25 protein-coding genes are annotated in these 22,413 nt (G+C 61.1%); 12 read left to right on the top strand and 13 right to left on the bottom strand.

Annotation, left to right across the window (positions count from 1 at the left end; translation table 11 throughout):
- The first annotated feature begins 7 nt into the window (after positions 1-7).
- The 3 genes from U3654_RS09270 to U3654_RS09280 are packed head-to-tail and all read left to right on the top strand — an operon-like array spanning position 8 to position 3,403.
- On the top strand, positions 8-727 hold the full coding sequence (locus tag U3654_RS09270; RefSeq protein WP_324755054.1) for a type 1 glutamine amidotransferase: 720 nt from the start codon (positions 8-10) through the stop codon (positions 725-727).
- The gene (locus U3654_RS09275; RefSeq protein ID WP_324755055.1) at positions 727-2,088 is read left to right on the top strand and encodes a glutamine synthetase family protein; all 1,362 of its coding nucleotides are present in this window, start codon (positions 727-729) and stop codon (positions 2,086-2,088) included. Before U3654_RS09270 ends, U3654_RS09275 begins: the two co-directional genes overlap by 1 nt.
- Before the next feature lie 4 nt (positions 2,089-2,092).
- A complete protein-coding gene (locus U3654_RS09280; protein WP_324755056.1) occupies positions 2,093-3,403 on the top strand; it encodes an FAD-binding oxidoreductase in 1,311 nt (436 codons plus the stop codon).
- A 116-nt stretch (positions 3,404-3,519) separates the two neighbouring features.
- Here the strand turns inward: U3654_RS09280 and U3654_RS09285 are convergent, their stop codons facing one another.
- Positions 3,520-3,837, bottom strand: a complete 318-nt coding sequence (locus tag U3654_RS09285) for an antibiotic biosynthesis monooxygenase family protein (protein WP_324755057.1) — start codon at positions 3,835-3,837, stop codon at positions 3,520-3,522.
- 233 nt (positions 3,838-4,070) lie between these two features.
- On the opposite strand from U3654_RS09285, the gene U3654_RS09290 reads away from it, so the two are divergent.
- Positions 4,071-4,709: a hypothetical protein gene (locus U3654_RS09290; RefSeq protein WP_324755058.1), complete on the top strand. Its 639-nt coding sequence runs from the start codon at positions 4,071-4,073 to the stop codon at positions 4,707-4,709.
- 93 nt (positions 4,710-4,802) lie between these two features.
- Positions 4,803-6,023, top strand: a complete 1,221-nt coding sequence (locus tag U3654_RS09295; protein ID WP_324755059.1) for a DegT/DnrJ/EryC1/StrS family aminotransferase — start codon at positions 4,803-4,805, stop codon at positions 6,021-6,023.
- Between the two features lie 100 nt (positions 6,024-6,123).
- Here the strand turns inward: U3654_RS09295 and U3654_RS09300 are convergent, their stop codons facing one another.
- The 4 genes from U3654_RS09300 to U3654_RS09315 all read right to left on the bottom strand — a co-directional run bounded on the left by U3654_RS09300 (position 6,124) and on the right by U3654_RS09315 (position 10,258).
- Complete coding sequence (locus tag U3654_RS09300) at positions 6,124-7,089, bottom strand: LysR family transcriptional regulator (protein ID WP_324755060.1); 966 nt, start codon at positions 7,087-7,089, stop codon at positions 6,124-6,126.
- Between the two features lie 6 nt (positions 7,090-7,095).
- Positions 7,096-7,659, bottom strand: coding sequence for a polyhydroxyalkanoate synthesis repressor PhaR (gene phaR / locus U3654_RS09305; protein WP_324755061.1), 564 nt, complete (start codon positions 7,657-7,659; stop codon positions 7,096-7,098).
- 254 nt (positions 7,660-7,913) lie between these two features.
- On the bottom strand, positions 7,914-8,363 hold the full coding sequence (locus U3654_RS09310) for a phasin, PhaP (RefSeq protein ID WP_324755062.1): 450 nt from the start codon (positions 8,361-8,363) through the stop codon (positions 7,914-7,916).
- A 140-nt stretch (positions 8,364-8,503) separates the two neighbouring features.
- Complete coding sequence (locus U3654_RS09315) at positions 8,504-10,258, bottom strand: class I poly(R)-hydroxyalkanoic acid synthase (RefSeq protein WP_324755063.1); 1,755 nt, start codon at positions 10,256-10,258, stop codon at positions 8,504-8,506.
- Between the two features lie 241 nt (positions 10,259-10,499).
- Between U3654_RS09315 and phaZ the strand changes: the two genes are divergently transcribed.
- The gene (phaZ, locus tag U3654_RS09320) at positions 10,500-11,792 is read left to right on the top strand and encodes a polyhydroxyalkanoate depolymerase (RefSeq protein ID WP_324755064.1); all 1,293 of its coding nucleotides are present in this window, start codon (positions 10,500-10,502) and stop codon (positions 11,790-11,792) included.
- An 18-nt stretch (positions 11,793-11,810) separates the two neighbouring features.
- On the opposite strand, the gene U3654_RS09325 is transcribed toward phaZ, so the two are convergent.
- The 4 genes from U3654_RS09325 to U3654_RS09340 form a co-directional block, all read right to left on the bottom strand.
- Positions 11,811-12,521, bottom strand: a complete 711-nt coding sequence (locus U3654_RS09325; protein ID WP_324755065.1) for an alpha/beta hydrolase — start codon at positions 12,519-12,521, stop codon at positions 11,811-11,813.
- A 99-nt stretch (positions 12,522-12,620) separates the two neighbouring features.
- A complete protein-coding gene (locus tag U3654_RS09330; protein WP_324755066.1) occupies positions 12,621-13,253 on the bottom strand; it encodes a hypothetical protein in 633 nt (210 codons plus the stop codon).
- Positions 13,253-14,026 carry an alpha/beta hydrolase gene (locus tag U3654_RS09335; RefSeq protein ID WP_324755067.1) on the bottom strand — a complete coding sequence of 258 codons (774 nt, stop codon included), beginning with the start codon at positions 14,024-14,026 and terminating at the stop codon, positions 13,253-13,255. Before U3654_RS09335 ends, U3654_RS09330 begins: the two co-directional genes overlap by 1 nt.
- A 6-nt stretch (positions 14,027-14,032) precedes the next feature.
- Positions 14,033-14,254 carry a hypothetical protein gene (locus tag U3654_RS09340; protein ID WP_324755068.1) on the bottom strand — a complete coding sequence of 74 codons (222 nt, stop codon included), beginning with the start codon at positions 14,252-14,254 and terminating at the stop codon, positions 14,033-14,035.
- 175 nt (positions 14,255-14,429) lie between these two features.
- On the opposite strand from U3654_RS09340, the gene thrS reads away from it, so the two are divergent.
- The 5 genes from thrS to U3654_RS09365 all read left to right on the top strand — a co-directional run bounded on the left by thrS (position 14,430) and on the right by U3654_RS09365 (position 19,166).
- Positions 14,430-16,376, top strand: a complete 1,947-nt coding sequence (gene thrS, locus U3654_RS09345) for a threonine--tRNA ligase (protein WP_324755069.1) — start codon at positions 14,430-14,432, stop codon at positions 16,374-16,376.
- A gap of 216 nt (positions 16,377-16,592) precedes the next feature.
- On the top strand, positions 16,593-16,895 hold the full coding sequence (locus tag U3654_RS09350; RefSeq protein ID WP_324755070.1) for a DUF2282 domain-containing protein: 303 nt from the start codon (positions 16,593-16,595) through the stop codon (positions 16,893-16,895).
- Positions 16,896-16,978: 83 nt separating this feature from the next.
- Positions 16,979-17,848 (top strand): DUF692 domain-containing protein, encoded by an 870-nt coding sequence (locus U3654_RS09355; RefSeq protein WP_324755071.1) that lies wholly within the window; start codon positions 16,979-16,981, stop codon positions 17,846-17,848.
- Positions 17,845-18,606 (top strand): DNA-binding domain-containing protein, encoded by a 762-nt coding sequence (locus U3654_RS09360; RefSeq protein WP_324755072.1) that lies wholly within the window; start codon positions 17,845-17,847, stop codon positions 18,604-18,606. The genes U3654_RS09355 and U3654_RS09360 overlap by 4 nt, the downstream gene beginning before the upstream one ends.
- Positions 18,603-19,166, top strand: coding sequence for a DoxX family protein (locus U3654_RS09365; protein WP_324755073.1), 564 nt, complete (start codon positions 18,603-18,605; stop codon positions 19,164-19,166). Before U3654_RS09360 ends, U3654_RS09365 begins: the two co-directional genes overlap by 4 nt.
- 12 nt (positions 19,167-19,178) lie before the next feature.
- On the opposite strand, the gene U3654_RS09370 is transcribed toward U3654_RS09365, so the two are convergent.
- A complete protein-coding gene (locus U3654_RS09370; RefSeq protein ID WP_324755074.1) occupies positions 19,179-19,490 on the bottom strand; it encodes an arsenate reductase family protein in 312 nt (103 codons plus the stop codon).
- Positions 19,491-19,715: 225 nt separating this feature from the next.
- On the opposite strand from U3654_RS09370, the gene U3654_RS09375 reads away from it, so the two are divergent.
- Entirely contained in the window at positions 19,716-19,922 is a 207-nt protein-coding gene (locus tag U3654_RS09375; RefSeq protein ID WP_324755075.1) for a cold-shock protein, read from the top strand.
- 138 nt (positions 19,923-20,060) lie between these two features.
- Here the strand turns inward: U3654_RS09375 and U3654_RS09380 are convergent, their stop codons facing one another.
- From U3654_RS09380 to meaB, 3 genes are all read right to left on the bottom strand, one after another.
- Entirely contained in the window at positions 20,061-20,606 is a 546-nt protein-coding gene (locus tag U3654_RS09380; protein WP_324755076.1) for a copper chaperone PCu(A)C, read from the bottom strand.
- Positions 20,607-20,774: 168 nt separating this feature from the next.
- Positions 20,775-21,065: a 50S ribosomal protein L28 gene (rpmB, locus tag U3654_RS09385; protein WP_324755077.1), complete on the bottom strand. Its 291-nt coding sequence runs from the start codon at positions 21,063-21,065 to the stop codon at positions 20,775-20,777.
- Positions 21,066-21,301: 236 nt separating this feature from the next.
- Positions 21,302-22,321 (bottom strand): methylmalonyl Co-A mutase-associated GTPase MeaB, encoded by a 1,020-nt coding sequence (gene meaB / locus U3654_RS09390; protein ID WP_324755078.1) that lies wholly within the window; start codon positions 22,319-22,321, stop codon positions 21,302-21,304.
- Between the last annotated feature and the right edge of the window lie 92 nt (positions 22,322-22,413).

Below are 22,413 nucleotides of genomic sequence, written 5' to 3' on the forward strand. Positions count from 1 at the left end.
GGCACCTGTGAGCGTCCCCCACCCATCGCTGAGCCCCGAGGATGGCACCACCACCGTCGGAATCCTTCTGACCGGCCATTCGCCCGAAGATATCAAGGCAGATCTGGGCGATTACGACGCCATGTTTGCCGATCTGTTAAAGGGCCATGGCCTCACCTATCGCACCTATGCCGTGGTTGATGGCGAATTCCCCGACGCCGTTCAGGATTGCGACAGTTGGCTCATCACCGGCTCGAAACACGGCGCATATGAGCCGCATGATTGGATTCCCCCGCTGGAACAGTTCATTCGCGACGTCTATGACGATGGCCGCCCGATGGTGGGCATCTGCTTTGGCCATCAGATCATCGCGCAGGCGCTGGGTGGCACGGTCCAGAAATACTCAAAGGGCTGGGCCGTAGGCCGGCAGGACTACCTTATCGACGGCCAGCCCGTTGCGCTGAACGCGTGGCATCAGGATCAGGTTACAAAGCTGCCGGCAGATGCCACAGTGATCGGCCAAAACGCCTTTTGCGACAACGCTGCGCTGCTCTATGGCAATCGCATCCTGACGCTGCAGCCACATCCAGAACACACCGCCGAATTCTTTGGCCGACTGGCCGAAAGCCGGGGGCGCGGGCTGGTCCCGGACGACGTGCTGGATGCCGCGATCGCGCAGATGGATAAACCAACCCAACACCAGAGTGTGGCCGACCGCATGGCCGCCTTCCTGAAACGAGGTGCCTGATGGCAAACGACTGGACCGACGACCTGCCCGAAGCGGCACGCGAATACCTCGAAGGTAAGCGCCTTGATGAGGTCGAGTGCATCATCTCGGACCTGCCGGGGATCGCGCGCGGCAAGGCTGTTCCGGCCACCAAATTTGCCAAACAGAAACATTTCCACCTGCCGGATTCGATCTTTTACCAGACGATCACCGGCGATTGGGGCGAGGCGGCAGGCGAAAGCGGCTTTATCGAACAGGACATGATCCTGAAACCCGACATGAGCACCGCGACCGCCGCGCCATGGACGGGCGACTGGACGCTTCAGGTCATTCACGACGCCTATGACAAGAATATGGAGCCAATCCCGTTTTCGCCGCGCAATGTGCTAAAGCGCGTGGTCGAGGCATATGCCGAACGCGGGCTGACTGCCGTCGTCGCACCCGAGATGGAATTTTACCTTGTTGCACGCAACATAGACCCTGCGCAAAGCATCAAGCCAATGATGGGTCGTTCGGGCCGTCCCGCCGCCGCACGGCAGGCTTATTCGATGACCGCCGTGGATGAGTTCGGCCCTGTCATCGACGACATCTACGATTTCGCCGAGGCACAAGGGTTCGAGATCGACGGCATCACGCAAGAGGGCGGCGCAGGCCAACTGGAAATTAACCTCGCCCATGGCGATCCCGTGAAGCTGGCCGACGAGGTGTTTTACTTCAAACGCCTCATCCGCGAGGCGGCGATGCGCCACGATTGTTTCGCCACTTTCATGGCCAAACCCATCGCCGAAGAGCCCGGCTCGGCCATGCATATTCATCATTCAGTGCTGGACATAAAGACGGGCAAGAACGTCTTTACCGACGACGAAGGCAATGAGACGGACGCGTTCTATCACTTTATCGGCGGAATGCAGCGCCATCTACCCAGCGCCATCGCGGTGCTGGCGCCCTACGTCAATTCCTACCGCCGCTACGTCAAGGATCACGCGGCGCCGATCAACCTCGACTGGGGCCGCGACAACCGCACGACGGGCATCCGTATCCCCATCGCCGGGCCAGAGGCGCGACGCGTCGAGAACCGGCTGGCGGGGATGGATTGCAATCCCTATCTCGGCATCGCGGTTAGCCTCGCCTGCGGCCTTCTAGGCCTTCAGGAAAAGGAAAACCCAGCGCCGGAATGTACGACTGACAGCTATAAGGGCGAGGGCGATGTGCCGCCCGTTCTGGGCGATGCACTGGACCTTTTCGACGCGGCGCCCAAGCTTCACGAGATCCTCGGCCCCGAATTCGCGCGCGTTTATTCCATCGTCAAACGCGCCGAATATGGGGAATTCCTGCAAGTGATTTCGCCGTGGGAGCGCGAGCATCTGCTACTGAACGTCTGATCTCATGGCGCTGAACCTTCTGCACGCAAATGACCGCGCCGGGGAATACCCTGCCAGTTGGTATGCTGCTACCGCCGATACCTTTCCCGAATATGCGCCCCTGACCGGCGAGATGCGCGCTGATGTGGTCGTCGTCGGCGCGGGCTATACAGGTCTTTCCGCCGCTCTGCATCTGGCCGAGGCGGGCATGGACGTGGCCCTGATCGAGGCCCAGCGCGTCGGATTTGGCGCGTCGGGGCGTAATGGCGGGCAGTTGGGCAGCGGGCAGCGCATGGACCAACAGGGTCTTGAGCGTCTGATGGGCGACGCCGACGCCGCCAAGCTGTGGGAACTGGCCGAGGACGCCAAGGCGCTCGTCAAGTCACTGATTACAAAACACAATATCGATTGCCACCTCAAACCCGGCATAGCCGAAGCCTGTTTTTCTGCTGGTGAGGTCGCGCATGAGCACACCTATGCCGATCATCTGGCCCAGCGCTATGGCTATGACCAGTTGCAAAAACTGGATCGCGAACAGATGCAGGCCCTTTGCCCCTCGCCCGCCTATCACGGCGGCGTTCTGGACATGGGCGCGGCACATCTGCACCCCTTGCGCTACGCCCTGGGCCTTGCCCGCGCGGCCAAGGCGGCAGGCGTGCGCATCTACGAGCGCAGCGAAGTCACAGGCATAGACGAAGGCGCGCGCGCATTGGTGCATACCACGACCGGACGCATCAGCGCCGATCACGTCATTCTGGCCTGCAATGGCTATCTGGGCGGGCTGAATGGCAAGGTCGCGTCCCGCGTCATGCCCATCAACAATTTCATTGCCGCGACAAAGCCGCTGGGCGAAGACGCAGCGCGCGTCCTGACGCAGGACGTGGCGATTGCGGACACAAAATTCGTGGTCAACTATTTCCGCCTCAGCCACGACAAGCGGCTGCTCTTTGGCGGGGGTGAAAGCTATGGCTACCGCTTTCCCGCCGACATTGAGGCATTGGTGCGCAAGCCGATGACCCAGATTTTCCCGCATCTGAGGGACGTGCAGATCGACTACGCTTGGGGCGGCACGCTGGCCATCACGATCAAGCGGATGCCGTATCTGGCGCGGATTGCGCCGAACATCCTCAGCGCGTCGGGCTATTCCGGCCACGGCGTCGGCAGCGCCACCCATGCGGGCAAGCTGATGGCAGACGCCGTCGCAGGTCAGGCTGCGGGATTCGACACCATGGCGAGCGTGCCGGCGACCCCATTCCCCGGCGGTGCCGCGCTGCGCACGCCGCTGCTGATCCTGGCGATGACGTGGTATTCGCTGCGCGACCGGCTGGGTGTTTAAAGCGTTTCGCGAAAGCCCTGAATCACAGATTTTCTCGAAACGCACACAACATATCAGCGTTGCGCGCGTTGCGCCTTTATCTGATGCCTCAGGCTAAAGGTGAAACGCTTTGGACGTCAGAACGTCGCCGCGACATCGTACATCACCGGCTCGAAACTGCGGCACAGCGCGTGGATCTCGCGGTTGCGGCGACGCATTTCATCGCTACGCAGCATCGCCTGAAAATCCTCGCGGCGCTTCCATTGCGAATAGTTGGCGATGCGTGTCTGCGCATCGTTCACATGCAGCCCCGCCCCCACAAAACCGGGCTGGTGCGAGATGAAGTTGGCATAGGCATCGGTCAGCGCATCCAGTAGATCCTGACACGTGCCGGGGCTCATCTCGAAAGTGGTGATAACGCTCTGATACGGACTGGGGTGGGTGATCTGGGGCATGTCATTCTCCTTCTTCGCACCAGTCTAAAGCGTTTCGCGAAAAACCTGAATCAAAGATTTTCGCGAAACGCGCGCGACGTATCAGCGTTGCGCGCGTTTCGCCCTAGCTGAGTGCCTCAGGTTAGAGGCGAAACGCTTTAGCACCGGCCACATGCGACGCAAACTATGACACGCTTAACCTTTCGTTTATCAAGTTTAACCTTTCGTTTACCAAGTTGACCGATTGTGTGCGCATGAGCCGAGCTTTCACCCTGCTTCTCGCCCTTCTTTGCGTCGCGGGTTCCGCAAATGCGGGCGCATGGCTGCGCGCAGACGGCGACGGATTCCTGTCGTGGAACATCAAGATTCAGGACGGCGCGGATACCCTGACATACAGCACAATCTACGCCGAATATGGGATCAATCCCGATCTGACGGTCGGCCTCGATATGGGCAGTGACGAGGGCGGCGATCACAAGGCGCTGGCCTTTGTGCTGATGCCGCTATCGCGTGAAGGGTTGCATATCGCGTTCGAATTGGCGGCTGGCACGCTGGACAAGGGCGCGGCGATCCGGCCCGGCCTGTCGGTGGGCCAGGGGCTGAGTGTCGGCGATCTGAACGGCTGGTGGACCGTGGATACGCGCGCGCGGATCACGGGGGACGGCACCGCGCTGGCCATCGACACGACACTAGGCGTTAATCTGTGGGACGAAACGAAGCTGATCGGACAGGTGCAACAGGGCGGCCCGCTGAGCGATCCCGATTTCCTGCGGCTCACCGGATCGGTGGTTTGGGGCATCGCGCCTGGTCGGCATATGGAGGCTGGACTGACCACCGGCCTCATGAATGCCGAGGATTTCGGCGTCAAACTGGGCATGTGGCGGTCTTTTTAGACTATTTGCCGCAGGAAAAGGGTAGTTTTTGCTTTCGACGGCGACGCTTAACCTTTATGTTTTCCGAAATCTCTTTTCGGAAAAGGTGAAACAATGTCCGTCAGCACCCTCCCGCCCAACACCTACGACGCCGAGCCAATCCCCGAGGCCGCCCGCGCCGCAATCGACGCGATGCTGAAGTCGGGCGATCTGTTTCGCTACACCGCGGCGCAGGATTCGCCCGTCGCATTGTTGGAGTCCGAATTCGCGGCGGTGATGGGCTCGCGCTATGCGCTGGCCGTATCCAGCTGCTCGGCGGCGCTGTTTTTATCGCTAGAGGCGCTGGATCTGCCCAAGGGCGCGCGGGTGCTGATCCCGGCCTTTACCTTTGCCGCCGTGCCGTCGTCGGTAATCCACGCCGGTTGCGTGCCGATCCTGTGCGAAGTGGGCGACAATTACCGCATCGACATGGCTGATTTCGAGGCCCGGCTCGACGGTGGCATCGACGCCGTCATCATCAGCCACATGCGCGGCCATACCTCGGACATGGACGCGATTATGGCGCTGTGCGACGCGCGCGATATCCCGGTGATCGAGGACGCGGCACATTCGCTGGGCACCACTTGGCACGGGCGAAATATCGGCACAATCGGGCGGATCGGCTGCTTTTCCTTTCAATCCTACAAGCTGTTGAACGCGGGCGAAGGCGGCATCTTGATCACCGACGATGCCGATCTGGTGGCGCGCGCGATCATTATGTCGGGCGCGTATGAGCATAATTGGGCCAAGCATCTGACCCATGGCGACAACGCGCTGAAGGCCGCGTTCGGGCGCTGGCAGAACCGTCTGCCGCTCTATAATCTGCGGCTGAACAACCTGAGCGCGGCGATCATCCGCCCCCAGTTGGACGAGATCCCGCGCCGTGTGCGCGATGGCCGTGCCGCTCACGATCATGTGGCGGCACTGCTGGAGCAGAGCCCTTGGTTGAGTGTACCCGCGTCGCTGGCTCCGGAAGTGCGTGCACCGGATTCGATCCAGTTCAATCTGGTTGGAATGGACGATTCGGACGCGCGCGCCTTTGCCGACGCGGCGGCGCAGCGTGGGGTCAAGGTGCAGATCTTTGGCCAGAGTCAGGACAATGCGCGCGCCTTTTGGAACTGGCAGTTCATCGAGGGCGAAACACCCGATCTGCCGATGACACGCGCCATGCTGGCCCGCGCCTGCGACACCCGTCTGCCCGCCCGCCTGACAAAGGATCAGCAGGACGCTATTGCGGCCACCATTCTGGGCGCCGCCGATGAGGTCATGGGCGGCGCACGTGCTTACGGTACCTGATATTCTAGTGAAACACGGGCACCACGTGCTACGTGGCGCGGCACCCACTGGCAGGGCAATTTCGGATAATTGTCCCTAGAAAAGCCACCGGGGCCGCCCGTCATAGCACGGTCAGCGCGTCCTGCAGAAAGGGATAGCGCGCCAGTGCAGGGGTGACGATGGCCTCTTGAAGGATGGGCTTGAGCGTCGCGGCTACTTCGCCCGGCATGGCGCCAAGGACATCTTTGCGCGCGGTCAGCGCGATGGTGCGCGTCAGCGGCGCTAGCGGCAGGGGCAGCACGTCGATCTGATCCTCGAAACGACGGCCTCGCATCAGTGCAAGGGGCGGCAGTATGGTCCAGCCACTGCCCTGCCCCACCAGCGCAAGGATCGCGTGATAACTGTCCAACTCGAACCGGTGTGCGATCGGGGTGCTGTGGCGCGCAAGATGTGCGGCGATAAGGCGGCCCATATAGTGCCGGGTCGTGTATTGCACCAGCGGCACACGACCCAGCTGATCCAGCACGTTACCAGTCGGATCGATCTGCCCCTTGGGTGCGGCCACGACAAAGCCTTCGCGCATCAGCGGATGCACCTCGGCCCAAGTGGCGTCGCCGCCCAGCTGCGCCGCCACGATGATATCCAGATGCCGCGCATCCAGCTGATCGTGCAGCATGTGGCTGGCCCCGGTTTCCAGCAGAAACTGGCACGAGGTCAGTTGCCCCGCCATGTGGGTCAGCAGCCTTGGCGTCACGTCGGCCTCGAAATCCTCGATCATGCCGAGGCGCACGTTCGTCAGGCGCGCGAGGTCGGCCATGGCCAATTCGGCCTTGGCCTGCGCCGCCTCCGCGAGGATTGTCTGCGCGCGGCGGTGCATGATCTCGCCCGCGCGGGTCAGGCGCAGGGGGCGCGCGCTGCGCTCAAGCAGGGGCGCACCGACGGCGGCCTCCAGATTGCTGAGCTGCTGGCTGACGGTGGACGCAGCGGTGCCAAGGCGGCGCGCGGCGGCCGAAATCGATCGCTCATCTGCTACGGAGATGAACACCTCAATCCCCCAGAGCGTGATCCGACCGGGGTTGCCAGCCATGGCGGCTTACTTGCCCATCTTGGTCAGTTGGCGCTGCAACGCGGCCAACTGCGCCTTGATATCGTCAAGGTCGCCGCCACTACCTTCGCGCGGTTCTTTGGGCTGTTTGGACGCGGACATACCGCTGAGGCCACCGATCCCGCCGGTCATCGCCTTTACGAACGCCTCCTGCTGGGCGCGCATCGCCTCCATGCCCGGCATCTGCGACATGGGATTGGTCTGCGTCATGTTGGCCAGCACCTTTGATTGCCCGTCGCGCAACATCTCAAAGCTGGCGGCGAGGAATTCTGGCACCACACTGGTGGCCTGCGTCGTATAGCTGCGTACCAGATCGTTCAGCACGTTGATCGGCAGCACGTTTTCGCCGCGGCTTTCGTGGTCGGCGATGATCTGAAGCAGGTATTGCCGTGTCAGATCATCGCCCGATTTCAGGTCGATAATCTGCACGTCGCGCCCGTCGCGGATGAATTGGCTGATATCATCGAGAGTCACGTAATCGGACGTCTCGGTATTATAAAGACGCCTACTGGCGTAGCGTTTAATCAAGAGTGGTTTCGGCTTGTCGGACACTATGCGTGCCTCCCGGATAATGCAGCGGTGCAGCATAGCCTAAGCGCTGCGCGCGCAAAAAGAAAGGGCGAGCCGCATGGCGGCCCGCCCAATCAATGTCACATCCCTTTCAGGGAGGAGGAAGGGTGAGACTAAAGCGTTTCGCCTTTAACCTGAGGTATCAGATATAGGCGAAACGCGCCCAACGCTGATATGTCCCGCGCGTTTCGCGAAAATCTGTGCTTCAGGTTTTTCGCGAAACGCTTTAGGTCAGCTTACTGCTTGACGCCTGCTTTTTTGGCGGCGCTGGTCATGTCGTCGGTCGCCTTCTTGACGGCTGTGGAGGCGTCTTCCTGAAGGTCGCGACCTGCGGACATCATCAGTTCAACAGTTTCCATCTGAACCTTCTTGGCGATTTCGGCGAATGCGGCCATGTTCTCGGCAGCAACTTCGGCGTTGGCGGATGCGAAATCGCTCATCGCCTTGGCGTAGTCGGCAGGCTCGGTCTTGGCTTTGGTCATGTCCGACATCTTCTCAAGCGTGGTCTTGGTCCATGCGCTGGAGATTTCAGCCGACTTTTCAGCAGCGCTGAGGGCGACGCCCGACAGCTTTTCGCTAAGAGCGGCTTGGTTTTTGAAGGCATCTTCCATCGACTTGGTGTCGACCGGGAATGCGCCCATCATCTCTTTCATTGTCGCGTTCATGTCTTGTGCTTTATTAGCCATGGTGTAGCTCCTTTACTGAGGGCGGAAGCGGTCCCGCCTGTTCTGCGTCTGCAAACAATATGCATGCTGCGCCGCGGCATTTCAAGTAGTTTTTCTGCACTGCAGCATAAATCTGCCAAAGTGTTGACGTTGCGTAATTTTCAGCGTGTCGCGCGGCGCCGGACATACGTTCCGGGCGCGTCATCCAGAGCGGGATGATCCGAATCACCGGGCTCGCGGGCCGCGATCTGATCGCCCGAGCGCTCTTGTAGCCAATCCTTCCAGCGGGGCCACCAGCTACCTTCGCTAAAGGTCGCAGCCTCCATCCAGGATTCAGCATCGCCGGACCAATCACCGTTGGTGTAGTGGCCATATTTCTTTTTGCTGGGCGGATTGACGATGCCCGCGATATGGCCCGATTGTGACACGATAAAGGTGCGATCCTTGGACGGCACCTGCAGCATCCCGCGAAAGCAGTCCTTCCATGGGGCGATGTGATCCGTCTCGCAGGTGACTGCCATCAGCGGCACATCAATATCGCTCAGCTTCAGCTTGTGACCCAGCAGTTCGAACCCCTCGCCAGCAAAAGCGTTTTTCTGGCACAGCTCGCGCAGGTATTGCAGCGTCATGCGGCCCGGCAGATTCGACCCGTCGCCATTCCAATAGAGCAGATCAAAGGCTGGGGGCGCCTCGCCCAGCATGTAACTGCGGATCGCGGGCGTATAGATCAGATCGTTCGAACGCAGGAAGCTCATCGTGCGGCCCAGAATGAACGAGCGCAGGATGCCTTGCGCCTCGACCTCGGCCTCAATCCCGTCGACAAAGTCATCCTGCAGGAAGGGCGTGAATTCGCCCTGATTGTCAAAATCCGTCAACGCGGTAAAGAACGTGACCGCGTTTATCGGCGCCTCGCCACGTGCCTTGAGCAGCGACAGCGTCAGCGCCAGCGTCGTGCCTGCGATGCAATAGCCAACGACGTTGACTTTGGCCGCGTCGGTGATGCTACGCACCTCACGAATGGCGGCCAGATACCCATCCTCGATATACTCTTCGAGCCCGATATCGGCATGGCTGACATCAGGATTCACCCACGACACGACAAACAGGGTAAAGCCCTGCTCGGTGATCCATTTGATCAGGCTGTTCTTTTCCTTGAGGTCCAGAATGTAGAATTTGTTGATCCAAGGCGGGAATATGATCAGCGGGATCTCATGCACCTTATCAGTCGCGGGGGCATACTGGATCAGCTCCATCATGTCGTTTCGATAGACGACCTTGCCGGGGGTGGTCGCGATATTCTCGCCCAAAGCAAATGCACTCTCGTCCGCGAGGCGCACGACCATCTCGCCATCGTTGGCCTCAAGGTCTGCGACGAGGTTCTCCAACCCTTTGACCAGCGATTCACCCTCGGTCGCGACGGCGCGCTCCAGCGCGTCGGGATTGGTGCCAAGGAAATTCGTGGGCGCCATCATGTCGATGATCTGACGCGAGAAATACTCGAGTCGCTTCTTCTCGACCGGGTCCAGATCGTCCACCTCGGCTACAGCCTTCGCCACGGCCTGTGCGTTCAGCTCGTATTGCTCGCGCACGTAGCGAAAATAGGGGTTCGTGGCCCATAGCGGATTGGCGAAACGCTTGTCGCGCGGTGCAGTCTCCTCCTCGGCCGGGGTCGGGGCACCGGTCAGCATCTGGCGCTGGGCATCCATGAAATGGCGCACCGACTCGCCCCAATAGGCGATCTGGTTCTCATACAGCTTAGAGGGGTTCTCGATTGCCTCGGACCAGTAGGACGCGGCGGCCTTGGCGAACAGATCGCGCCCCGGCGCGTTCAGCGTGGAATTGGGCGGGTTACGCGACGACAGCGCGGCAACCAATCGCTGCGAAAGGGCCTCAACCCGCGCAAGGTTCGCACTCATACGATCCCGTGTTTCACTGGGTTCGTCGGCGCCACTGGTATTTTCGCCATGTTTTTTGCTGCTAGTTTTTTGATCCGTTGCCATTTTTACAATTTCGCCCTAGGTTTCTGCTATGCAGCATTGCAGGTTTCTGCTATGCAGCATTACGAATTTCTGCTATGCAGCATTGCATATTGCCGTTGAAGTGACGCTAGTATGCGCCACATAACTTGATAGGGTCCACCGCCCTGAAGGAGTCCCGATGCGCTATATGGCCACCTACGATATGATGGAAACATTGCGCAACGCCAATCAATGGCTCGGGGCCACGGCCCTCTCCATGGCATCCTACCCTGCTTTCAGCATGACGCCAAACCCTGCCTTTCAGTGGATAGCCGCATGGGGCGAAGTGACCGAACGTACATTCGATCGCATGGTGACCAAGCCTGATTGGGGGATTCGCACCTTCACGTGCGAGGACGGCAAGGACCATCTGGTCAGCATCGACACCGTCGTCGAAAAGCCGTTCGGCAACCTCGTGCACTTCAACGTGCCCGGTCGCCGCAATATGAAGCGCAAAATCTTGCTGATCGCGCCCATGTCAGGCCACTACGCAACCCTGCTGCGCTCGACCGTCAAGAGCCTGCTGGTTGATTGCGAAGTCTACATCACCGACTGGCACAACGCCCGTGACATCCCTGTCAGCGCCGGCAAATTCGACGTCGAGGATTACACCCTCTACCTAGCTGAATTCATGCGCGAAATGGGCCCGGATACCCATGTCATCGCTGTCTGCCAACCGGTGCCGCTGGCGCTGGCCGCGACCGCATGGCTGGCCGAGGAAGACCCCAAGGCGCAGCCCAGCTCACTGACGCTGATCGGCGGACCGGTCAATCCTGACGCCGCCCCGACCGACGTGACCGATTTCGGGCGCCGCGTAACGATGGGCCAGTTGGAACAGACCATGGTGCAGCGCGTCGGCTTTAAGTACTCGGGCGTGGGCCGCATGGTCTATCCGGGCCTTTTGCAGCTGGCCTCATTCATCTCGATGAACAACGACAAGCACGCCAAGGCGTTTTCCGACCAGATCGCGCGCGTTGCGCGCGGTGAGTCCGGTGATCACGACAAGCATAACCGTTTTTACGACGAATATCTCGCCGTTATGGACATGCCCGCCGAATTCTACCTCTCAACGGTCGAGCGGATCTTTAAGGGGCTGGAGGTCGCCAAGAACGAATTCACCATTAACGACCGCGCTGTCGATATCGGCAAGATAACCGACGTGGCTGTCATGACGGTCGAGGGCGGCAAGGACGACATCTCGGCCCCTGGTCAGTGCGTCGCGGCGCTGGATCTGTGTACCGGCCTGCCGGACGGCAAAAAAGTCAGCCACCTAGAGCCGGATGCAGGCCATTACGGCATTTTCGCGGGCAGCAGCTGGCGCAACAATATCCGGCCTTTGGTGATGAACTTTATTGATGCCAACAGCAGCAAAAAGGGCAGTGTATCTGCCAAATCCCCAACCAAGGCGGCAAATAAAAACGCTGCAGCCTGAGTGATTTAGCCGCTGGTCTTAACGTAAGATCAACGGCTGTTTCATCCACGTCATCAGCGCATCCGTTGTCGCATCGGGCTGCTCCAGTGTGGGCAGCCGCCCGGCGCCCTCAATCACGCTGAGCTCCGCATAGGGAATCAGATCGGCTAGGAACTTGTGCCGCTTGACCGCAGCACTGCCGTCCTGCCCCCCGCACAGGACCAGCGCCGGCATCTTAATCTTGCGCAAGACGGCCTGATAGTCGCGCCGCCGCTGTATCGCGCGGGCCTGCCGCACGATCGCATCACTCCCCAAATGCTCGGCCATATCCTGCACCAGCGCTATCACCTCGCCGCGCTGCGGGCCCGGGGCCAACGCGTCGAACGGCAGGATACCTTCGGCAAACGCAGCCAAATTCCCTGCCCGCGCCTTCATAATAATCGGCTCAAGATCGGCTGCCGATTGCGGCGTCTCGGCGAAGGCGCTCGCGCACATCAGCGCGATGCGCGTGACGCGGTCGGGCGCACGGCGCACGATCTCCATCGCGGCGCTCGCGCCCAGTGCCAGTCCAGCCAGAGCAAAGCGGCGCGGCAGAACGTCCAGCAGGTTCGATGCGATCTCTTCGATCCGGTCGCCGCCGGTGATGGGCGCAACCGTGATTGCATGATCCTTGCTGAACGCCGCCAGTTGCGGGCCGAACACGCGTGCATCGCACATGATATCGGGCAATAGAACGAGGGGCTCGTTCATGCGGAGCGTCCTTTCAGCAGTGAGAGGCTGGGGTAGCAGGGTCGGCCCCTGCGCGCACCTTGGCACAGCGCGCGCGCGCGTCAACCGGGGCTTTGACGCTCAGGGATGGGCAATGCCGCGAAAGGGCGGGAAATCAGCATAGCGCGCGCGCCGCTCTGTCGCTGTTTCGCTCGATTTGGCCCCGGCGCGCAGCAGCAGCCCCTTGGGGGCAATATAGCTGGAGATCGTGCGCAACGGCTTCACCCGATAAGTTAGGTTCATCGCACAAAGCTTTGGAAAGAAATATATTTCAGAGTATTCCAAGTAGTCATGTAGCCACCACGCCAGATCGCGCCAATCGCGCCCTTCCTCGTATCGGTCGGCGAACCATGGGATCACCAGCGACGTGCAAGCGCCGCGCTGATCGCCCTCACGCATGTCCCAAACATGCGAGCCGCTGTTGGCATCATTTCGCGCACAGTTCAGCCCGTTCTCATTCCCGAACCGATTGAGCGCCGCGCAGCGATAGCCCGAGCGGATGGCAATGCGTCCAAACGTCTCTTGCAGCGGGTCCAACAACGTCTCGCAAAGGGCGCGACCCATTTCGATCGCCTTGTCGGGGTTGTCCGGGATGTTGGGGATGCCGTAGAGATTGCCGATCTCGGACTGCAGGAAGTCGCGCATGTAAAAATGCTGGCTCAGTCGAACGCGCCCCAGATCCTCCAGCCCACGCATCGAGCGGGGGCGCCGCATCAGCCCGCGATCCGCGCCGTGACCTCGTCCAACGTCGCCTCGATCAGCTCCAGACAATTGCCGTCCGAGAAGCGGTGATCGGCCCCATCCACCAGCGTCAACCGAATATCCGGCCCACTGGCATGGTCCAACAGCGCCAGTGCAACCGACATATTCACGTCCTTGTCCGCCGTTCCCTGCAGGAATCGAACAGGAAAAGGCAATTCCAGCGGATCGCGCAGAACGAGGTTTTGGCGCCCATCTTCGATCAGATGGCGCGTGATCGTGTAGGGCGCGTCATAATCGCTGGGCATAAAGATGCGGCCCTCCCGCATCAGCTTGGCGCGCTGGATGTCATTCATCCCGGCCCACATGCTGTCCTCGGTAAAATCAGGCGCGGCGGCGATGGTGACGAGGCCGGCTACCCGCTCTGGCATCATGCGCGCGATCAGCAGTGCGATCCAGCCGCCCATGGAAGAGCCAACTAGAATCTGCGGCCCCACCGCCAGTGCCTCAATCACCGCCACCGCGTCGGCGGCCCAATCCGAGATGCACCCTTCTTCAAACACGCCGCTGGACGCACCATGCCCGCTATAGTCCATCCGCAGAAAGGCCTGCCCCCGCACCTTCGCTGCGCGCTCCAGATACACGGCTTTAGTGCCCTGCATGTCGGATATGAACCCGCCGAGGAACACGATGCCTGGCACGTTTTCCGGACCCGCACCGTCGCTACGGTGATAGGCGATGCGCCGTCCTGCCGCGGTGTCCAGATAACTGGCTTCGGCGTCCGTCATATCTGCTTAGCCGCTGACATAGGGCGTCTTGCGCGGGCGAAAGAACACCTTTTGATTGTGCAGCCGCCCCAGCAGATCGTCGATCTCGCGCACTGTGCGCCCGGCAATGGCTGCGTCACTTTCGGGGCCGCCGGGCATTCCGAGGCGATGTTTGGCGTGGCGCAGCGCATCTTCGATCAGTTCCATATCGCCGATACCGATCTCGATGTTGGGGTTGTGTTGAGTCATGGCGCGCTCCTTTCAGGGAAAGTTCCCTACCAGTCTATCCGCCCGATGTGCCTTGTGCCAACGGGAATTCCGGCGCCCCCTGCCCGCTTGACACGCCGCCGGGGCGGCGGCACAAGGGCCACTCACCCGCAACCGGGCGCACATGTAGGCGCCAAACCGACGAGGAGCGCCCCAGATGGCCCAAATCTCCCTGACATTTCCCGACGGCAACGCACGCGACTTTGACGCAGGCATCACACCCGGAGAGGTCGCCGCAGACATCTCAAAATCCCTTGGGAAAAAGGCGATTTCTGCCACGATCGACGATCAACACTGGGATCTGCAATGGCCGATTCAGCAGGACGCTGCCATCGCCATTCACACCATGCAGGACGAGGTGCAAGCCAATGAGCTGTTGCGCCACGACCTCGCCCACGTCATGGCCCGCGCGGTGCAGGAGATCTGGCCCGATGTTAAGGTCACAATCGGCCCGGTGATCGAAAACGGCTGGTATTACGACTTCGACCGCGCCGAGCCTTTCACGCCCGAAGATCTCGGCCTGATCGAGAAAAAGATGCGCGATATCATCAATAAGCGCGATCCTGTCCGCACCGAGGTGTGGGACCGTCCCCGCGCGATCAAGCATTATGAGGACGCGGGCGAGCCCTTTAAGGTCGAGCTGATCGCCTCCATCCCCGGTGATGAACCCTTGCGCATGTATTGGCATGGCGAGTGGCAGGATCTCTGCCGTGGTCCGCATCTGCAAAACACCGGCCAACTGCCCGCCGATGCGTTCAAGCTGATGAGCGTCGCAGGTGCTTATTGGCGCGGCGACAGCAATCGCGAGATGCTGCAACGCATCTACGGCGTAGCGTTCTCCAGCAAGGAGAAGCTGAAGGCGCATCTGCACATGCTGGAGGAGGCCGCGAAACGCGACCACCGCAAGCTGGGTCGCGAGATGAACCTGTTCCACATGCAGGAAGAGGCTCCCGGTCAGGTGTTTTGGCACCCGAATGGCTGGACGATCTACACCGAATTGCAGGACTATATGCGCCGCAAGCAGCGCGCGGGTGGCTATCAAGAGATCAACACGCCCCAAGTTGTCGACCGCAAACTGTGGGAGGCATCGGGTCACTGGGACAAATATCAGGACCACATGTTCATCGTCGAAGTCGAAGAGGAACACGCCCGCGAAAAGGCTGTGAACGCCCTCAAACCGATGAACTGCCCCTGCCACGTTCAGGTGTTCAATCAGGGTCTGAAATCCTATCGCGACCTGCCCTTGCGGCTGGCCGAATTCGGCTCCTGCTCGCGCTACGAACCGTCGGGCGCGCTGCACGGCATCATGCGCGTGCGCGGGTTCACGCAGGACGATGCGCATATTTTCTGCACCGAAGATCAGATTGAGGCGGAATGTGCGAAGTTCATCAACTTCCTTGCTGATATCTACGCCGATCTTGGCTTTGAGCAGTTCGAGATCAAGTTTGCCACGCGGCCCGAAAACCGCGTCGGCAGCGACGAGTCGTGGGACCATGTCGAAGGCGCGCTGGACGCCGCGATCAAGGCGACAGGGCGCGATTTCACGCTGGAGCCGGGCGATGGCGCATTCTACGGCCCCAAGCTGGACTTCTACCTGACCGACGCGATTGGGCGCACATGGCAATGCGGCACGTTCCAAGTCGATCCCAACCTGCCCGAGCGTCTGGGTGCGACCTATATCGCCGCCGATGGCAGCAAACAGCGCCCCTACATGCTGCACCGCGCGACGCTGGGCAGCTTTGAGCGTTTCATCGGTATCCTGATTGAGGAACACGCCGGCAAGCTGCCCTTCTGGCTGGCGCCGCGTCAGGTGGTCGTCGCCTCAATCGTGTCCGAGGCCGACGAATATGTGCAGGAAGTGGTCGCGGCCCTCACTGCGGCAGGCGTGCGCGCCGAGGCGGATGTGCGCAACGAAAAGATCAACTACAAGGTGCGCGAACATTCGGTTGGCAAGGTGCCTGTCATCCTCGCGTGTGGGCACCGCGAGGTCGAGGATCGCACCGTTTCAGTCCGCCGTCTCGGCGAAAAGCAGACCAGCGTCGAGACGCTGCAGGATGCCCTCAGCACGCTGGCGCACGAGGCGACAGCCCCAGATCTGCTGTAACAAACTGGCCAGAACGCGCGGCAGAGCGGCGGAAATACGCCACATTTTCTGCCGCGCGCCCACAATTTTCCTTTAAATTCAGTGTAAAGTTCTGACGCGCATCTGACAGATGCGTGTATGGCGCAACCGTGACTGGCGCGATACGCGATACTCTTTCTATGCTGAACCATCGCAAATTAGAGCGATAGACAAAAAAATTTAACGGGAGAAAACAATATGTCCACCATGATGAAAACAGTCGCGATCGCAGGCGCATTCACGGCGGCCCTCGCCGCCCATACCACCACAGCCTCCGCCGCAGAGCAGGAGAAATGCTTTGGCGTCTCCCTCGCGGGCGAGAATGATTGCAAGGCTGGTGCGGGCACCACATGCGCGGGCACGTCGACCGTCGACTATCAGGGCAACGCCTGGTCGCTGGTCGACGAGGGAACGTGCGCCGAGATGGAGCTGCCGGCCATGGATGATGGCACTGCACGCAACGGCTCGCTGGAAGAGTTGTCGCGCGACCTGCCTGCATAAACTAGACTAATCGAGGGCGCGTGCGGGCAATGTCCCTTGGCCTGCACACGCCTTTGAGCACTCTACGGCACAGGAGGATCGCCATGCTGGACGATACCAAACGCCATTCCGCCATGCCCGGCGCTCTGCCTTGCGGCGTCGGCGTTGGCTACAAGGCGCAGCACTACAGCGATCTGATCGCAGACGCCGCGCCGGTCGAATGGCTGGAAATCCACGCCGAGAATTACATGGGCGATGGCGGCCGCCCGCTGGCACAACTGCGCGCATTGTCCGAGCGGTTTGCAATATCGGTCCACGGCGTCGGCCTGAGTATCGGGGGCGAAGGGCGGCTGGATTCCGATCACCTCGCCCGGCTAAAGCACCTCGTCGGCTGGCTGAACCCTGCCAGCTTTTCCGAGCATTTGGCATGGTCTACCCATGACGGCGCCTATCTAAACGACCTTCTGCCCCTGCCCTACACCGCAGCCACGCTGACCCGCGTGGCCGATCACATCGACGCGTTGCAAGAGGCAATCGCGCGTCCCATGCTGCTGGAAAACCCGTCAAGCTACCTCGCCTTCGACGAGAGCGAGATGAGCGAGACTGAATTTCTGGCCGAAGTCGCAACCCGCACTGGTTGCGGGCTGCTGCTGGACGTCAACAACGTTTTTATTTCGGCCCATAATCTGGGGCTGGACGCGCGCGCCTATATCGACGCATTCCCAGTGGATCGGGTAGGTGAGTTGCATCTGGGCGGCCATGACGAGGATGCTGGCACGCATGGCGCGCCCCTGTTGATTGACAGCCACGGGTGCGAGGTAGCCGATCCGGTCTGGACGCTGCTGGATCACACGCTGACGCGGTCTGGCCCACGCCCCCTGCTGATCGAATGGGACGCTGATGTGCCGGACTGGCCCGTTTTGCAGGCCGAAGCCAGGCGCGCCGCCGCCGCACTGGCCCGCGTGCCCGCATGAGCGCGTCACAGGCAGCTTTCCGCGCCGCACTACTGGATGCGGATGCGCCTGTGCCCGCAGGCCTCGGCGACGGGCGCGGCGGGCCTGCCGGGCGCCGTTTTGACGTCTATCGCAACAATGTGGTCTCCAGCCTGATCGACGCGCTCGAAGTCGGCTTTCCAGCCGTGCAAAAGCTGATCGGCGCAAAGAATTTTCGCGCGGTCATGGGCGTGTTCCTGCGCCAGAACCCGCCAAAGGTGCCGATGATTGCCCAGTATGGCGCCGCCCTGCCCGCATTTCTCGCCGATTTTCCGCCGCTTGCGCATCTGGGCTATCTGCCTGACGTCGCCCGACTGGAGCAGGCTTTGCGCGAATCTTACCACGCGGGCGATTGTACGCCGCTTGATTCTGTAATTCTGCAAGAGGTGGCGCCGGATGCCCTGCTAACGTCGCGCATCACGCTGGCCCCTTCGCTGCGCATCCTGCGATCGCGCTGGCCAGTGCACGATATCTGGGCCTACAACATGCAACAGGGCGCGCCAAAACCGACCGCCACGCCGCAAGACGTCATCGTCACGCGCCCCGGCTTTGATCCGCAAATGTCCGTCCCCGGCCCCGGTGGCGCCGTTTTCACCGCTAATCTGTCGGCGGGCACCACAATCGGCGAGGCGCATGATGCCGCCGTCGAGGGCGCACCCGAATTCGACCTATCGGCCATCTTGGGTATCCTCATCATGGGCCAAGCCATGCACAGACTCATCCCCGGAGACGCCTCATGAACACCCTGATTGCGCGCTATAATACGCTGACCTCGACGCTGGAGCGCGCAGACGGCCTGCTAAGCCTGCTGGCACGCATCCTCTTTGCCGCGATCCTCATGGTCTATTTCTGGGTGTCGGGTCTGACCAAGCTGGGCGATGGCATATTGGGCCTGTTTCAGCCCGCCATGGGTGCCTATGCACAGATATTCCCCAAGGCGATGGAAACGGCGGGCTACGACGTCAGCCAGTTGAACATATTGCATACCCTCGTCGTTCTGGCAGGCACCTGGGCCGAATTCATTTTGCCCGCGCTGATCGTATTCGGCCTCGCCACGCGGCTTGCGGCGCTGGGGATGATCGGCTTCATCACCGTGCAATCATTGACCGATATGTTCGGCCATGGCCTGCTGGCCGATCCGGGCGCCGTTGGTGCGTGGTTCGACAAGGTGCCGGATGCGATAATCATGGATCAACGCGCCCTCTGGATTTTTCCACTGATCGTGCTGGTCATCAAAGGCGCAGGCCCTCTGTCGCTGGATCGGCTGGCCGAACACCGTCTGGCTCACAGTTCGCTGTGATCGGGGCCCGCCTCAGCCCAGCGCCGCCTGCACATCGGCCCCCCAACCCAGATAGAGCGTACCGCCCGCATCAATCAACGGGCGCTTCATCAGCGCGGGATGGCGGCGGATCAGATCCAGCGGATCTCCCTGCCGCTCAGCCTCGGGCAGGTTGCGCCATGTGGTCGAGCGTGTGTTGAGCAGCGCCGCGCCGAATCTGTCCTGCGCCTGCGTCAGCACCGCATCCGGCACGGGCTGCGCGCGCACGTCGATCAGTTCGGCCTCGGGCAGTGCCTTGACCGCCTTGCGGCAGGTATCGCAATTTTTCAGCCCGTAAACCTTCATCTACTCAATCCTTTCGGTTCTGATGCCGATGGTGATACTCGGCCAATCAGCGCCGGTTTACCGTCCTATCCCGTCTGGTTCACGCTCTTTTGCTTGATTTTTAAAAATGTCGTGCAAAGATTGTTGCCGCAGCGAGGGCAAAGTGCCTGCATCCGTGCGCGCACCCCACCCAAGGCTGAATGACCCGGCAGTCGTCGGGGAAAGTAGACTAGAAGGAGAAGCGGCATGCCGACAGGCACCGTGAAATGGTTCAATACCACCAAAGGATACGGCTTTATCGCACCCGATGGAGGCGGCAAGGACGTGTTCGTGCATATCTCGGCTGTCGAACGCTCGGGGTTGACCGGGTTGGTGGATGATCAAAAAGTCAGCTTTGAAATGGAGGAAGGGCGCGACGGCCGCGAGATGGCGGCCGATATCGCACCGCTCTGAGCACTGCGGCAATGTAGATGGGCGACCTCTGGCACAGCCCGCGGCGTCTTCAACCCGAAAACGCTGCCTGATCTCTAGTGTCGCGCGCCGAACGCGGCCGGTCGAGGCGACCCCGAATCGGGGCCACCTCAGGATGCATCACTCGCTTTGCGCCGCGCCGTCGTCCATCTGGTGGCCGTCCTCATGATCCATGTCATGATCCATATCATGCGTCATCGCCTCGCCCGGCAACCGCTCCAGATCGACGGTCACGTCGATCGTCACGTTGCCCGCTTTTTCAAAGCTGAGGGTGACAGGCACCGTATCGCCCTGCGCTAGGGGCGCGGTCAGGCCCATGAACATCACATGCTTGCCGCCCCGCTCAAGGCTGAGCGTGCTATCCGCCGGCAACTCAAAGCCGTCCTCAACATGCATCATCTGCATCACGCCGTCGCTGCTTTCGACATGGGTGTGCAATTGGACCAGATCGGCAGCGGGTGACGCCGCGCCAGTCAGGCGGTCGGCCTCGCCGTGGTTGACGATCTGCATAAAGGCCGCGCCGGTCTTGGCTGTCGGCGACGCGCTGCGCGCATAGGCATCGTCGACCATGATATCAGCAGCGAAGGCGGGTGTGGCGAGGATCGGCATGGCAAGGGCAAGGGCGATGCCCGCAGTAGCGGCGAAAGTGCGAAATGTGAAAGACATGATCTCTCCTTCTCGTGTTTGTATGAGTTGAAGGTCAGATAATGCGCGGCGCGACGCGATGCCAGAGGAAAGGCCGATTCGTCGAAACGTGTGCAATCCTACGAAACGCAAACGGCCCCACCACTAAAGGCAGGGCCATTCAGAAAATTCGTCGAATCAAGGCCGTGTTCAGGCCGAAGCGGCCAGTGCTTTGGCGATCTCTTTTTTGACCTTCAGTGCGGAGGGCGACAGTTCGACATCCTTCGCCTTGGCCATGAATGCGTCCAGACCACCACGATGATCGACACTGCGCAGCGCATGGGCCGAAATCCGCAGCTTGATGCCGCGGCTCAGCGCCTCTGATTGCAGCGTGACATCGTTCAGGTTCGGCAGAAACCGGCGCTTGGTCTTGTTGTTGGCATGGCTGTTGTTGTTACCAGCCATCGGGCCTTTTCCGGTTAATTCGCAGCGGCGCGCCATGGTGTCATCCTCGTCTAGCAGGTGAAGGCCAGTCGGCCCTGTTCCAATTGGTCTAAAGATTACAGAGCGCGCGCCATAGGCCACGTCTCAAATTCTGTTGGCGGTGGATAGGCGGAATCGCCCGGGCCGTCAAGAGGCACACCATGGAATAGAGCCCACCCGCCAAAAGAGATTCGATGCCATCGGCGAGGGCATTTCCAGAGAGCAGCCGCATCGCGCTGGAGGGGCAGCGCGATTCACTCTCCCGGACGGTCCAGTGCACCATTGCGCGCGCCGATCCGGTCTAGCACGGCACGCGCCGCGATGGCGGGCGTCGTGCGCCCCTCGGCGACCTCAATGCCCAGTTCGCGCATCGCCGCGCGGGCGTCAGCGGTGGCCAGTTGCGCCAGCAGCCCTTGGCGCACTTCCTCTTCGAACCAATAGCGTGCCTGCCCCGCGCGGCGCGCATCCCAATGGCCATTCTCTCGCCGCCATTCGATCAACGTCTGCATCTCGTCCCAAGCATCGCTCAGCCCCCCCATTTCGAGGGCCGAGACCATCATCGCCTTGGGGAATCCCTCCGGATCCTGCGGGCGTTTGCGCAACAAGCGCAAGGCACCAGAATAGTCGGCGCAGGTGCGGCGTGCCGCCGTTTTCAGATCACCATCGGCCTTGTTGATCAGGATGATATCTGCGATTTCCATGATGCCACGCTTGACGCCCTGCAACTCGTCGCCGCCGGCAGGTGCTAGCAGCAGGACGAATATATCGGCCATTTCGGCCACTACTGTTTCGGACTGGCCCACCCCCACCGTCTCGATCAGCACCACGTCAAAGCCCGCTGCCTCGCACAGCGCCACTGCCTCGCGCGAGCGGCGTCCGACGCCGCCTAGATGCGTCTGGCTGGGCGACGGGCGGATAAAGGCGTTTGGATCACGGCTGAGCAGGTCCATCCGCGTCTTGTCACCCAAGATCGAGCCGCCCGAGCGCGCTGAACTGGGATCGACAGCAAGGACCGCCACACGCAGCCCCTGTGCGGTCAGCATCCCGCCGAATCCCTCGATAAAAGTCGATTTGCCCACCCCCGGCGTGCCCGAGAGGCCGATGCGCAGCGCCTGCCGTGCCACGCCACCCTCGCCCTTGAGCGCCTCGATCAATTGCGCCGCCGCCTCGCGGTGATCGGGCCGCGAGCTTTCGACCAGAGTGATCGCGCGCGACAGGGCGCGCCGATCCCCTTTGACAATCCCGCGCTCAAGCTGTGCAATGTCGATGGTCATGGTCGCCCTCGTCCTTTCGCCCGTCTGCATGTCTTCATGCCGCGCCGCGCCGGGGCTTGTCCAGTGCGGCCACGACATTCGCATTACCGGAG

This window comes from Roseovarius sp. Pro17 (assembly GCF_035599575.1).
Lineage (GTDB): Bacteria > Pseudomonadota > Alphaproteobacteria > Rhodobacterales > Rhodobacteraceae > Roseovarius.